The sequence below is a fragment of the Actinoplanes sp. GCM10030250 genome (assembly GCF_042666575.1).
Lineage (GTDB): Bacteria > Actinomycetota > Actinomycetes > Mycobacteriales > Micromonosporaceae > Actinoplanes.
The window spans coordinates 17,996-29,771 of record NZ_JBHTDO010000027.1 but is presented as its reverse complement, the minus strand read 5'-3'; the positions used below and the strand labels follow the sequence as shown (position 1 = coordinate 29,771).

Below are 11,776 nucleotides of genomic sequence, written 5' to 3'. Positions count from 1 at the left end.
CGATCAAAGCTGAGACGGCCGTGACGGCCGCTGTGTGCTGACGCCCAGATAGGTGAGCGGGCCCGGGCCGGGAACGGACAGCACGGTGAAGCCGACGCGGTCGTAGAAGCCGCGGGCCCTGACGTTCGCGGTGACCATGCCGACGTGTACACCCGGAGCGTCCACGGTGGTCAGGAAACGTTCGATGAGCCGGCGTCCCCAGCCCTGCCCCTGATAGGCCGGCAGTAGGTCGATGTGCAGGTGGGCGGGGTGGTTTTCGAGGCCGGGCACCAGCATCCGCTCCGGGTTGTGGTGGAGAGCGACCATCTCCTGTTCCGGGGTGCGGCCGGACGGGGGCGGGATCGGGTAGCGGTCGCCGAGCAGGGGGATCCACTCGTCCCGGTAGCGGCGGGCGAAGGTGGCGGTGTCCGCTGTGCCGACCACGTAGCCCACCGCCTGGCCGCCGCTGTCCACGACCCCCTCCTGACCTGCATTCGCGTCTGCCGCTGCATTCGCGTCTGCCGCTGCGTCCGCGTCCGCGTCCGCGTCTGCGTCTGCGTCTGCGGTCAGGATGAAGGCCAGGTGGGGCTCGAGGTGGGCGTAGGGGCCGGCGAAGAGGTCGCCCATCAGGTCGTCGGTGGAATAGTGTCCGCGCGCGTCACCGCCGGCGTCGGCGGTGCGCACGCAGATGTCGTAGAGGGCGGTTCGGTCGGCAGGGCGGTATGGACGGATCCGGGGCACGCCGGAGAGGTTAGGCGGTGGAACCGCTTCCACCGCAAGCTTCGAGAATTTGCAGGTAGTGCTCGTTGAACATGACACCGAGCACGTTGCCGAACGGATCGATCACCGACGCGGTGACGAAGCCGGGGCCACGTTCGGTCGGCTGGTCGTGGGGCTCGGCACCGAGGTCGAGGAGCCGCCGGTATTCGGCCTCGACGTCGTCGACGGCCCAGTAGACGACCGCTCCCTTGCCGGGCGTGTGCGGAGCGAACTTGCTGCTGAGCAAGCCGAACTCGTGCTGATAGTCGCCCACACGCCACTCGATGTAGGCGTTCTGGCGATTGAAGTACGGCTCCGCCCCGAACACCTTCGTGTACCAGGAGGTCGCCGCTTCCATGTCGTCGGCGAAGAACGTGACTGTCGTGATTCCTCGAAGCATGGTTCCATCCTCGCGACATAAGTGCTCACCTTCTGAGCACTTTCTCTGCGAATCTTGGATACATGCGCGCGGACCGGCTCGTCGCCACCCTCCTGTTGATGCAATCTCGCGGCCGGGTCACCGCGGCCGAGCTCGCCGCCGAGCTGGAGGTGTCCGTCGCCACGGCCCGCCGCGACCTGGAGGCGCTGTCCGCGGCGGGAATCCCGGTCTATCCGCAGCCGGGGCGGCACGGCGGGTGGTCGCTGGTGGGCGGCGCGCGTACTGATCTGAGCGGCCTGTCCTCGGCCGAGGCGCAAGCGCTGTTCCTGCTGGTAGGGCCGGCCGCCGCGGTGTCCGGCGAGGCGAAGGCGGCGTTGCGCAAGCTGCTCCGCGCGTTGCCGGCCCCGTTCCGGACCGCCGCCGAGGCGGCCGCCGCGGCCACCCTGATCGACCCCTCCCGCTGGGGCTCGTCGGAGACGGCGGCTCCCGCCTTCGTCGGGCTCTCTCAGGACGCGGTGGTCCGCCAACGGCGGGTCCGGCTCACCTACAAGGGCGTCGTCCGCGAAGCCGATCCGTGGGGCCTGGTGGACAAGGACGGCATCTGGTACCTGATCGCGGGCACCGATCGCGGCCGGCGGACCTTCCGCCTGGACCGGATCTCCGCGATGACGGTGACCGAGGAGAGCTTCGACCGCCCGGCGGACTTCGCCCTGGACACGGCCTGGGAACAGGTGGTCGGCGAGGTGGAGGAGAAGCGGGCCAGGACCTGGGCGATCTTGCTGATCGAGGAACGCTTCGTCTGGGTGCTGCGCGATCACTTCGGGCGGCACTGCGAGGTGGAGGAGGTGCTCGCGGACGGCCGCGCCCGGGTCCGGGTGGGAGCGCCTACGGCGAGGGACATCGCACGGACGCTCAGAGGGCGGTTCGGGGGTCTTCGGGTTGATCTATGCGTTGAGTCGGGTTGGAGATCGTTCTGAGGGTTCGCTATGGATAGGGATCACTCGATGGGCTGAAAGGTGAGCCCGGATCGCGACCGGGAGATCATCGCGGCGTTGCGCTGGTCATGAGTGATCGACAGCGGTATCCCAGCGACGTGACCGACGCACAGTGGGCGCTGATCGGGCCGTTTCTGGAGGCGTGGCAGGCCACACGCGTCTCGGTGGCCGGCCAGCAGGGCGGTGGTTACCAGCTGCGGGAAATCCTGAACGCGATCCTCTACCAAACCCGGACCGGCTGTCAGTGGGCGTATCTGCCGCATGACCTGCCGCCGAAGTCGGCGACCTACTACTACTTCGCGTTGTGGCGCGACGACGGCACTGATCAGGCGATTCATGACCTGCTGCGCTGTCAGGCCAGGGAGAAAGCCGGCCGCGCAGAAGACCCCAGCGCGGTCGTGCTGGACACCCAGTCGATCCGCGCCGCCAACCACGTCCCGGCGGCGACAACCGGTAAAGACGCCGGCAAAAAGGTTCCCGGCCGCAAACGGGGACTGGCCGTGGACGCCCTCGGCCTGATCATCGCCGTGGTCGTGACCGCCGCGTCGGTCAGCGACAACGTGATCGGCATCGAACTGCTCGACAAGGTCGCCGAACACACCCCCACCGTGACCCGGGCCTGGGTCGACTCCGGCTTCCAGCAGAACTTCGCCCTGCACGGCGCGGTCCTGGGCATCGACATCGAAGTCGTCAAACGCACCGACACCACCGCCGGGTTCGTGCCGGTCAAGAAACGGTGGATCGTCGAACAGGTCAACGGCACCCTGATGCTGCACCGCCGCCTGGCCCGCGAATACGAAACCCGGCCCGAATCATCGGTGTCGCGCACCCTCTGGGCCTCGATGGCCAACATCGTGCGCCGGTTGACCGGCACCAGCACCCCGACCTGGCGGTGAGCCGCCGGTGAACATCACCACGCTGCTCGACCTGATCGCCCACCGCGAAGCCACCACCAGCCAGACCGCCGCCCACCTACGACAACAGATCACCACCCTGACCGCGCAACTCGCCGACGCCGACACCGAACTGGCCGACCTCGCGACGACCCGCACCACCCTGCAAACACTCACCGCGACCGAGTTCACCGCCGACGACCCGACCATCGCCAGCACCCCCTACCAGCAAATACTGACCACACTGCGCGACGCACCCGACGGGATGCGCGCCAAAGACATCTGCCTCGCCGTCGGCGTCGACCCCACACCCGGCCACGTCGAAAGCGCCCGCTCACGCCTGAAACGCATGGTCAACCGCAACATCCTCACCGAAAACGAACCCGGAGTATTCGCCCTCACCGAGAAACGGACCTAAACCCTCAAACCAGCCTCTCAGCGGTTGGGGCGCGGCCGTCGAGGTTCAAGACCCTTCTTCGGTACGGGTGGAGCTCGCCCGCATCGGGAAGGAACTGGCGGCGCTCTACGGGTCGCTCAGCGGGTAGGCGGCGCTCTGCCGTTGGACGGTCCTCTGGTGTCACGTGGCGCCCTCTTGCCGGGCGGTGCTCTCCTGTCAGGCCGCCCTTTCGGATTCCGCCACCTTGCGCCTTCCTCAGGGCCTTTTCTGCCCTCCCCGCTCCCTGCCTGGCGCCCTGCCCTCTGCCCCGCGTGTACTTAAGCGGTGGCGCGCAGGACGGGGCGGCTGGGGAACAGGCGACCGCGCTGTGGAGCGCCCAGTGCGGTGCGGGTGGCCGCCATGGCGATCAGCTCGACCGGGTGGGTGGCGGTGGAGAGGGCGGGGTGAGTGACGGCGGACAGCGGAATGTCGTCGAAGCCGGTGACGGCGATGTCGTGCGGGACGCGGACGCCCGCCGCGCCCAGCGCCTGCAGGACGCCCAGCGCTGTGGCATCGCTGACGGTGGCGATCGCGTCGGTGTCGGGCCAGCGGCGCAGCACGATCCGGGCCGCGGTGCGGCCGCGGGTGGCGGTGAAGTCGCCCGGGACCACCCTGACCGGCAGGCCGGTGGCGCGCATCAACTCCGTGTAGGCGTGCAGTGGTGCACGGGCCGCGGCCAGCCAGGGCGGTCCGCCGACCAGGGCGATGCGACGGCGGCCGGATGCATGAAGGTGGTTCAGCAGGGCGCCGATCCCGGCGGCACTGTCCACGTCAGCGCTGTCCACGTCGGCGCCGCCGGTCCCGATCGCCGCGGTCCGCCCGCGCAGGCTCGGGGGCAGGCGTTCGAGCGTCGGACGGTCGTGGCCGGCCAGCACCACGGCGGCGACGCTGCGGTCGGCAGCGATCAGATCCAGCTCGGCCGCGGCGTCCAGGGGCAGGCGGCGCAGGGAGACACCCAGGCCCTCCGACTCAGCGGCCGAGGCGATCGCCGCTGCCGCCCGGGTGACGAACGGGTCCCGCAGGATGTCGGTGCGCCGGTCCCGAACCGCGAACATGATCCGGGTGCCCTCTCGTTGCGCGAGACGCCGGGCCACCGGGTGCGGCACATACCCGAGGTCGGTGGCAGCACGGCGCACAGCGTCGCGGCTGGCGGCGGAGGCCGGACCCCGGCCGGAGAGGACCCGGGACGCGGTCGCGATGGAGACACCTCCCCGCCGGGCCACCTCCGCCAGGCCGGGTGTGCGCTGATCAGCTGTCATGGCACCAAGTAAAGCCGTCGAGGTGCCGTTCCGGGAGGGCCGCGGCCGACCTGTTTCGTGTGGCCTTGTTACCCCCGGCGCCCGTCAAATCCCGCTCGCTCCCCGCTCGCTCCCCGCTCGTTTCCCGCGGGGTTTCCGCTCGTTTCCCGCGGGGTTCCGCTGGGTTCCCGGTGGGTTCCGCCGGCCCTGTCCGGTCTCGATCGCGTTCTGCCCCGGGTCCCGCTCGGGGCGCGAAAAAATGTCAGGGGGTCGTTCTAGGGTGGGCCGCATGACGACATTGCCGGATCGCCCGAACACAGCATTGCTGGTCATCGACGTGCAGAACGGCGTGGTCGCCGGTGCCCCGCGCCGGGACGAGGTGATCGCCAACATCAATACCCTCCTGGAGAAGGCCCGCCTCGACAACATTCCGGTCGTCTGGGTGCAGCACTCCGACGAGCAGGGCCTGCCCAAGGGCACCGACGCCTGGGAATACGTGCCCGAGCTGAGCCGCCAGGAAGCCGAGCCCCTGGTCCACAAGATCTACGGTGACTCGTTCGAGGCCACCGAGCTCGAGGACCTGCTCTCCGAGCGTGGCGTCGGCCGCCTCGTGGTGACCGGCGCCCAGAGCGACGCCTGCATTCGCAGCACCATCCACGGCGGCTTCGTCCGGGGCTACGACGTCACCCTGGTCTCCGACGCCCACACCACCGAGGACCTCACCGCCTACGGCGCCCCGCCGCCCGAGCAGGTCATCGCCCACACCAACCTCTACTGGCAGTGGCAGTCCGCCCCCGGCCGCACCGCCGAACTGGTCGAAACGGCAAAGGTCGACTACACGAGCTGACCGCGGCGCAGGCCCGGGTGACCATCCGCCACCCGGTACGCCACCGGGCATCCGGCGCCCGCCGCCCGGCATCCGGCGCCCGCCGCCCGGCATCCGGCATCCGGCGCCCGGCGCCCGGCATCCGGCATCCGGCATCCGGCATCCGGCGCCCGGCATCCGGCATCCGGCGCCCGGCGCCCGGCACCCGCCACCCGCCGCTTGGCGCTCGCCGCTTGGCGCTCGCCCTGGCCGCTCGCCGCTCCGCAGTTGATGACTGGCCGCGTGCTCACCGCCATAAGGCGCGGGGTTGCCCCGTGACCTCGTCGATCGCGGGTGCTCGTTCGGCGGGGTGGTGGCTGCGGGATGATCGGAGGGACCGCCGGGTGGCTGTTAAGGCCGGCCGGGTTTCTGAGGAAGAGGCAGTGACCGTTCGATGACCGCTACTGACAATCTCTGGTTGCGCAAGATCGCCGAGGATCCTGGCCACTCGCAGTGGTACATCGACCGCTTCCGGACGATGGCTGCCCGCGGCGACGACCTGGGCGGCGAGGCCCGCATGATCGACGCGATGCTTCCGCGTGGCGCTCGCGTGCTTGACGCCGGGTGCGGCACGGGGCGTGTCGGTGGTCTGCTGGCCGCTGCCGGTCATGACGTCACCGGGGTCGACCTCGATCCGGAGTTGATCGCCGAGGCCCGGCGGAACCACCCGGGACCGCGCTGGGAAGTCGGTGATCTCAGCGAACTCGACCTTCCTGGACTCGGACTGCCCGAACGGTTCGACGTGATCGTCTGTGCCGGCAACGTTATGACGTTCGCGGCGCCCGATTCCCGTGTCGAGATCCTCCGCCGCTTCGCAGCGCACCTGTCCAGCACGGGGCGGGCGGTAATCGGTTTCGGATCCGGCCGCGGGTACGACTTCGACACCTTCCTGGCCGACGCCGCCACCGCGGGCCTGAGCCCGGAACTTCAGCTCAGCACGTGGGACCTGCGCCCCTTCACCCCGTCGGCAGACTTCCTCGTCGCCGTCCTGGCTCCGAAAGCGTGAGCACTTGAGCGGGGGAGCGTGTCTCGCCACCATCGGAGCGCGGGATGCGCACCCCGTCGCCGTGAGGCTTGGCGAGCTGGGGTCCTGGACCGCGCCGGTCAGGAGACGTGGAGGTCCAGAGCGGTTTCGGGGCTGATGTAGGTGCTGGTTACGCCTGCGGAGTCGGCGGCCAGGGAACCGGTGGCGGTCACCCTGGCGCCGTCGGGGACCTCGATGTGCAGGGGAGCGCTGCTCAGCCAGTCGAGGCGTACCTGGATGAGGTGCACGCCCGGGTCGACCGGGATGGAGGCGGACTCGCCGCGATGGAGACGGGCGACCGGCCAGCCGTCGACCTCGAAGGTCATGCGGTCAGCTACGTCGCCGGCGTCTTCCGGGCGGGCCAGCTCGATCTGAGACAACGTGACCTCCGCTGTGCGACGGCTGAAACGGTATGAGGAACAGGAAATCCCCCGGCTCATGATCATGGAAACCCGTACGGCCGGGTCTTGGTGAGGTTGTAACGCCCTCGACTTCTGCCGTTTACGTGGCTAGGCGCGTCCGAGCAGCCGCAGCGGGGTGGTAGATGCACACATTGGGGTTGCGTGGCGCTGGTAACGCCCCCGGCATGGGTGGACGCGCACGCAACTCCAACGTGTGCGCCCAGGTCGGGAAGCCGGAGATGTGGGGACGCCGGAGAGGCTGGGAAAGGGGAGTGCGGAGAGAGGGGCGCCTGGGAAAGGGGAGTGCGGAGAGAGGGGCGCCTGGGCTGGGACATGGAGACGCCCGGCCGGAGGGGCATCCGGCCGGGCGTGTGAGGGGAGGGCGTGTGAGGGGAGGGCGGACGGGAGTCAGATCAGCCAGCGGTTCTTCTGGACGATGGGGAGTCCGGCCCACCAGCGGCCCAGGCCCCACGTGTGGCCGGCGTAGGTCAGGGCGACCACCGCGGCGCTGAGGCCGTAGATGACGTGGTAGTCGACGACGGGGTTGCTCGACCGGGTGGGTTCGCCGCTGTTGGTGGTCTGGGCGGGTGGCCATTCGGCGATCCACATGAAGGCCATCATCAGGCCGGCGGCTGCCGCGGCTACGCGGAGGCCGATGCCGAGGATCAGCGCGACGCCGATGCCGAGCAGGCCCAGCATGAACAGCCAGTCGGCCCAGGCGGCTCCGGCGATGCTGGTGAAGAAGCCGGCGAAGGGTCCGACGTCGATCGAGCTGAGGAAGCCCTTGGTGGGGGAGCCGCCGTTGAGCCAGGCCCGTTCCGCGGCGGTGGAGTAGCCGAGTCCGAAGGTCTTGTCGAGAAAGGCCCACAGGAAGACGAATCCGGTGGCGATACGGAGGACGGCCAGGAGCCGGGCTGCGATGGGGGTCAGCATGGCACCGGGGGCTTCGACCGTCTCGAGTTGAGTGATGTTGCGGCGACCGATGGTGGCCATCTGGTCCTCCTAGCTACGTTTGTCTGCACCTCTGACTCTGCTCCGGCGGCGGCCGTGGCACCGGTGCCGGAGAGCACGACGTCCCGGGACTTTCGGCCCCCCGCCTGCGGGCCTGGCACTGGTGGCACTGTTCGTGGCGGCGTGCAGCAACGAACAACCGGCGAACAGCGCGGGACAGCAGCCCACCACGAGCGCGGGACAGCAGCCCACCACCAGCGCGGACAACAGACCGCGAACAGTGCGGGACAACACGCCGAGGACGTCACGGCTCAACAGGCAGTCCTGTACGGCGCCGTCTCCTATCTGCACAGGTGGTCCGGGCATAACGGTGGCGTCGGCGGTCGGGTGTGTGGTGATGGCCGGGCCGTTCTCGGCGTTCAAGGAGAACTACCTGCTGAACTTGGGGACGCCATCGTTCGCGGAGTCCCCGGAACAGGCCGGCTCGAACGGCTGGTATCTGGGCGGCTGCAAGGGCTGAGCCGCGCAGTCAGCGTGACCGGCGTCCCCAGATCAGGTAGGCGGGCGGGCCGAACGGCTGCACCAGCAGCACCGGCCACCAGGCCGCTTTCGGTCCGCGCACCCGGGAGCGGGGGCGGCGGGCCAGGTCGGCCGCGGCCACGATGGTCAGAGCGACCTCGATCGGGGCGACCACGGCGATTGCCAGCTTGTCGCGGCGGGACAGTTCGGACCATGAACGTACGGCCATCGCGGCACCTCCCGGATTTCGCGCCATCTGCCTTCGCTGGTTGATCCTTGCGCAGCGTGGTGAAGATGTCACGGAGGGGGTGGTTTCCCATGGTGATTCTGCTCGTGGCGACGGTGGGCCTGATGGTCGCCGCCGCACTCGCCCTCTGGCCGGCGCGGGAAGCCGGCAAGGGTCGCGGTGACGAGTTCCCACCGGGTGGCCCGGCTGCGGTGCCGGAGCCGTCCAGCTTGGAAGGTGTGCTGGTGAGGCAGTTGCTCAAGGGGGACCTGTCGCGCCCGCAGTACCTGCGTGAGATCGAGCGCGTCGCCGCGCGGGACGACGAACGGCATCCGCTCAAGATTCCTGGAGATGAGCATCCAGGTGCATGCGCGTGACGCCACAGGGGAATTAGACTCCGGGGGCGCAGAGGAGTTGATCACCATGCTGGTCGTTGCCGTGCTTGGCGTCGCGATGGTCGCGGCGTGGACGTTCGCGCTCTGGCCGCAACCCGCGCAGCCGCCGGAGACGACCGGCAAGAAGCCGACCGGCACCGAGACGACCGGCAAGGACCAGACCGGCAAAGACCAGACCGGCAAAGACCAGACCGGCAAGGACAAGAGCGGCAAAGACCATGCGGGGTACGGGCTGGCGAGCGCCGCCTCCACCTCCGCGGACGCCCGGCTCCACCCCGTGGTCGTGCCACTGCCCCGTGTGGAGAGCACCGAGGGCCTTCTGGTCGCGCAGCTCTTCCGGGGCGAGCTCACCGGCATGCAGTACCAGCGAGCGATGGCCTGCCTGGCCGCCCGTGACGAGGCCCGCCACCCGGCCTCCCTGCCCTGGGACGCGGCGTGACGGACCGCGGGGGCACGGAGATCGTGCTGATCAGGCACGGTCAGACGGAGTGGAGTGCGAACGGGCGCCACACGTCGTACACCGATCTGGACATGACCTCGGAGGGCGAGCGGCAGGCGCGCGCGGTCCGGGAGCGGCTCGCGGGGCGTACGTTTGCCTCGGTCCTGTGCAGTCCGCGCAAGCGGGCCCTGCGCACCGCCGAGCTTGCCGGGCTGACGGTGAGTGAGGTGACCGAGGACCTCGCCGAATGGAACTACGGTGAGTACGAGGGCATCACCACACCGCGGATCCGCGAGTCGCACCCCGGCTGGTCGTTGTGGTCGGACGGCTGTCCTGGCGGTGAGTCCCCGGAGCAGGCGGGTGCCCGGCTCGACCGGGTGCTGGCGCGGGCGCGTGAGCTGCTGACCGAGGGTGATGTCGTCCTGGTCGCGCACGGCCACTGCCTTCGTGTTGCCGGTGCGCGCTGGATCGGTCTGCCGCCGAGTGCGGGCGGGTTGCTCAAACTGGACACCGCGACGATTTCGTCGCTGGGGTTCGAACACGGTTCGGATCCGGTGCTGACGTCCTGGAACGCCGGCTGACAGTAAGGCGGCCTGGAACGCCGGCTTACACCAGTGAGGCGGCCTGGAACGCGGCTTACACCAGTGAGGCGGCCTGGAACGCGGCTTACACGTGTAAGGTTTGCCCATGCCGCGGGTGACAAGTGCCGACGTCGCCTCCCGCGCGGGGGTCTCCCGGGCCACGGTGAGTTACGTTCTCAACAACACGCCCGGTCAGAGCATCTCGGCGGCCACCCGGTCCCGGGTTCTCGCGGCCGCCGCCCTCCTCGGTTACGCGCCGTCCGCCGCCGCGCGAACTCTCCGCACCGGACGCTCCGACGTGGTGCTCTGCCTGCTGCCCGACTGGCCGATCGGCAACGAGGTCGGCAACCTGCTCGGCAACCTCTCGACCGAACTGGCCCGCGCCGGGCTGACCTTCGTGGTCCATCCCGGCAGCGAGGCGGACCGTCCGGCCGCCGAGATCTGGAAGGCGATCACGCCGGCCGCGGTGATCACTTTCGCCGGTTTCTCCGAGGACGAGCTCGGCGCGATGCGCGCCGCCGGCATCGCGGTGGTGGTCGCCCTGCTGGGACGGCCCGGCGCGGACGGGTGCGAGCTGCAGATGCCGCAACAGCTGATCGGAAAACGACAGGCACACCATCTCTCCGGTACGGGACACAGCCGCCTCGGCTACGCCGCTCCCGACGACGACCGTCTGCGGATCTTCGCGGTGCCCCGTCTCGCGGGGGTACGCGCGAACACGCCCGCCGAACCTCTCGTCGAGACGGTGCCCCTCGACCCGGAACGTGCCGCCGAGGCGGTGCGCCGCTGGTACGAGGCCGGAGTCACGGGCGTGTGCGCCTACAACGACGAGGTCGCCCTGGCCGTGCTGGCGGGAGCACGCAGGCTCGGGCTCCGGGTGCCAGGTGACCTGGCGGTCATCGGCGTCGACGATCTCCCGGCCGCGCGTCTCGCCGTACCGTCGCTGACCACAGTGACCACCGATCAGCATGCGATCGCCGCGCACCTCGCCGTGGGAGTGCTGGCCGCGATGAGCGGCAGCCCGGAGCCGGTCCCGCCCGGCGGTGATCTGATCCGGGTGATCGTCCGCGAGAGCGCCTGACGGCGGCGATCTCCGCGGTGATCCTCTGACATCGAATGCACAGGTGGAGCACATGGTGGCGCACAGGCGCGGGGCGAATCGTGGAGGAACACGAGGGAACCGATCGAGGAGCGTTCACCATGATCACCCAGCTCATCCGCGACGCCGCCGACAAGATCAGCGCACCGGAGCCGGCCGCCCATCCGACAGTGGCCGTTCTCGGTCAGGAGAGCCGGGTCGCGAGCCTGCCCCCGCATCTGCCGCACGGCTGGTCGATGCGCATGATCGCGAGCCTGGACGACGTCCGGCCGGGCGATCTGCTGGTGATCAGCGGAGCGACGGCGCACGATGTGCGGCTGGCCCGGGCGGTCCTGCCGCAGCAGACCCGGATCGTGGCGCTGATCGACGACTGGGCACCGGGTGAGCTGGTCGCGGCGGTGCTCAGCGAGGGGGCGGACGTGTGCGTGCGGGGCGGCCACCCGGGAATCCTCGCGGGACACCTGGTCGCCTGCCGGCGGCGACAGCTGGCCGAGCGCTGGTCCGACATCGGCCTGACGCCCTGACCAGCGCCGGGCCGCTTTTGACCAGCGCCGGGCCGCTTTTGACCAGCGCGGGGCCGCTTCCGGCAAGCGCGCG

18 protein-coding genes are annotated in these 11,776 nt (G+C 69.9%); 11 read left to right on the top strand and 7 right to left on the bottom strand.

Features of this window, described 5'->3' with window-relative positions:
• Positions 1 to 3 precede the first annotated feature (3 nt).
• Both ACFQV6_RS29510 and ACFQV6_RS29505 read right to left on the bottom strand, forming a co-directional pair.
• Positions 4 to 720: a GNAT family N-acetyltransferase gene (locus tag ACFQV6_RS29510; RefSeq protein ID WP_378030882.1), complete on the bottom strand. Its 717-nt coding sequence runs from the start codon at positions 718 to 720 to the stop codon at positions 4 to 6.
• Between the two features lie 10 nt (positions 721 to 730).
• Positions 731 to 1,138, bottom strand: coding sequence for a VOC family protein (locus tag ACFQV6_RS29505; protein ID WP_378030881.1), 408 nt, complete (start codon positions 1,136 to 1,138; stop codon positions 731 to 733).
• Positions 1,139 to 1,200: 62 nt separating this feature from the next.
• Between ACFQV6_RS29505 and ACFQV6_RS29500 the strand changes: the two genes are divergently transcribed.
• From ACFQV6_RS29500 to ACFQV6_RS29490, 3 genes are all read left to right on the top strand, one after another.
• Positions 1,201 to 2,094 (top strand): helix-turn-helix transcriptional regulator, encoded by an 894-nt coding sequence (locus tag ACFQV6_RS29500; RefSeq protein WP_378030880.1) that lies wholly within the window; start codon positions 1,201 to 1,203, stop codon positions 2,092 to 2,094.
• An 86-nt stretch (positions 2,095 to 2,180) separates the two neighbouring features.
• Positions 2,181 to 3,008, top strand: a complete 828-nt coding sequence (locus ACFQV6_RS29495; RefSeq protein ID WP_378030879.1) for an IS5 family transposase — start codon at positions 2,181 to 2,183, stop codon at positions 3,006 to 3,008.
• Between the two features lie 7 nt (positions 3,009 to 3,015).
• Entirely contained in the window at positions 3,016 to 3,423 is a 408-nt protein-coding gene (locus ACFQV6_RS29490) for a hypothetical protein (RefSeq protein ID WP_378030878.1), read from the top strand.
• A 296-nt stretch (positions 3,424 to 3,719) separates the two neighbouring features.
• Here the strand turns inward: ACFQV6_RS29490 and ACFQV6_RS29485 are convergent, their stop codons facing one another.
• Entirely contained in the window at positions 3,720 to 4,700 is a 981-nt protein-coding gene (locus tag ACFQV6_RS29485; RefSeq protein ID WP_378030877.1) for a LacI family DNA-binding transcriptional regulator, read from the bottom strand.
• A gap of 268 nt (positions 4,701 to 4,968) precedes the next feature.
• Between ACFQV6_RS29485 and ACFQV6_RS29480 the strand changes: the two genes are divergently transcribed.
• A complete protein-coding gene (locus tag ACFQV6_RS29480; protein ID WP_378030876.1) occupies positions 4,969 to 5,526 on the top strand; it encodes a cysteine hydrolase family protein in 558 nt (185 codons plus the stop codon).
• Here ACFQV6_RS29480 and ACFQV6_RS29475 read toward each other — a convergent pair.
• Positions 5,514 to 5,795 (bottom strand): hypothetical protein, encoded by a 282-nt coding sequence (locus ACFQV6_RS29475; protein WP_378030875.1) that lies wholly within the window; start codon positions 5,793 to 5,795, stop codon positions 5,514 to 5,516. The two genes, ACFQV6_RS29480 and ACFQV6_RS29475, sit on opposite strands and share 13 nt — an antisense overlap.
• Positions 5,796 to 5,938: 143 nt before the next feature.
• Here ACFQV6_RS29475 and ACFQV6_RS29470 point away from each other — a divergent pair, with 143 nt between their 5' ends.
• A complete protein-coding gene (locus ACFQV6_RS29470; RefSeq protein WP_378030874.1) occupies positions 5,939 to 6,550 on the top strand; it encodes a class I SAM-dependent methyltransferase in 612 nt (203 codons plus the stop codon).
• 98 nt (positions 6,551 to 6,648) lie between these two features.
• On the opposite strand, the gene ACFQV6_RS29465 is transcribed toward ACFQV6_RS29470, so the two are convergent.
• Positions 6,649 to 6,948, bottom strand: a complete 300-nt coding sequence (locus ACFQV6_RS29465) for a hypothetical protein (protein WP_378030873.1) — start codon at positions 6,946 to 6,948, stop codon at positions 6,649 to 6,651.
• Between the two features lie 429 nt (positions 6,949 to 7,377).
• Positions 7,378 to 7,962 carry a hypothetical protein gene (locus ACFQV6_RS29460; RefSeq protein WP_378030872.1) on the bottom strand — a complete coding sequence of 195 codons (585 nt, stop codon included), beginning with the start codon at positions 7,960 to 7,962 and terminating at the stop codon, positions 7,378 to 7,380.
• Between the two features lie 121 nt (positions 7,963 to 8,083).
• Here ACFQV6_RS29460 and ACFQV6_RS29455 point away from each other — a divergent pair, with 121 nt between their 5' ends.
• The gene (locus ACFQV6_RS29455; RefSeq protein ID WP_378030871.1) at positions 8,084 to 8,440 is read left to right on the top strand and encodes a hypothetical protein; all 357 of its coding nucleotides are present in this window, start codon (positions 8,084 to 8,086) and stop codon (positions 8,438 to 8,440) included.
• A 9-nt stretch (positions 8,441 to 8,449) separates the two neighbouring features.
• Here ACFQV6_RS29455 and ACFQV6_RS29450 read toward each other — a convergent pair whose 3' ends face one another.
• A complete protein-coding gene (locus ACFQV6_RS29450; RefSeq protein WP_378030870.1) occupies positions 8,450 to 8,668 on the bottom strand; it encodes a PLD nuclease N-terminal domain-containing protein in 219 nt (72 codons plus the stop codon).
• 89 nt (positions 8,669 to 8,757) lie between these two features.
• Here ACFQV6_RS29450 and ACFQV6_RS29445 point away from each other — a divergent pair, with 89 nt between their 5' ends.
• The 5 genes from ACFQV6_RS29445 (at position 8,758) to ACFQV6_RS29425 (ending at position 11,703) form a co-directional block, all read left to right on the top strand.
• On the top strand, positions 8,758 to 9,042 hold the full coding sequence (locus ACFQV6_RS29445; protein WP_378030869.1) for a hypothetical protein: 285 nt from the start codon (positions 8,758 to 8,760) through the stop codon (positions 9,040 to 9,042).
• A 46-nt stretch (positions 9,043 to 9,088) separates the two neighbouring features.
• Complete coding sequence (locus ACFQV6_RS29440; RefSeq protein ID WP_378030868.1) at positions 9,089 to 9,499, top strand: hypothetical protein; 411 nt, start codon at positions 9,089 to 9,091, stop codon at positions 9,497 to 9,499.
• Entirely contained in the window at positions 9,496 to 10,080 is a 585-nt protein-coding gene (locus ACFQV6_RS29435; RefSeq protein ID WP_378030867.1) for a histidine phosphatase family protein, read from the top strand. Before ACFQV6_RS29440 ends, ACFQV6_RS29435 begins: the two co-directional genes overlap by 4 nt.
• Positions 10,081 to 10,186: 106 nt before the next feature.
• Complete coding sequence (locus ACFQV6_RS29430; RefSeq protein ID WP_378030866.1) at positions 10,187 to 11,161, top strand: LacI family DNA-binding transcriptional regulator; 975 nt, start codon at positions 10,187 to 10,189, stop codon at positions 11,159 to 11,161.
• 119 nt (positions 11,162 to 11,280) lie between these two features.
• A complete protein-coding gene (locus tag ACFQV6_RS29425) occupies positions 11,281 to 11,703 on the top strand; it encodes a hypothetical protein (RefSeq protein ID WP_378030865.1) in 423 nt (140 codons plus the stop codon).
• The last annotated feature ends 73 nt before the right edge of the window (positions 11,704 to 11,776 follow it).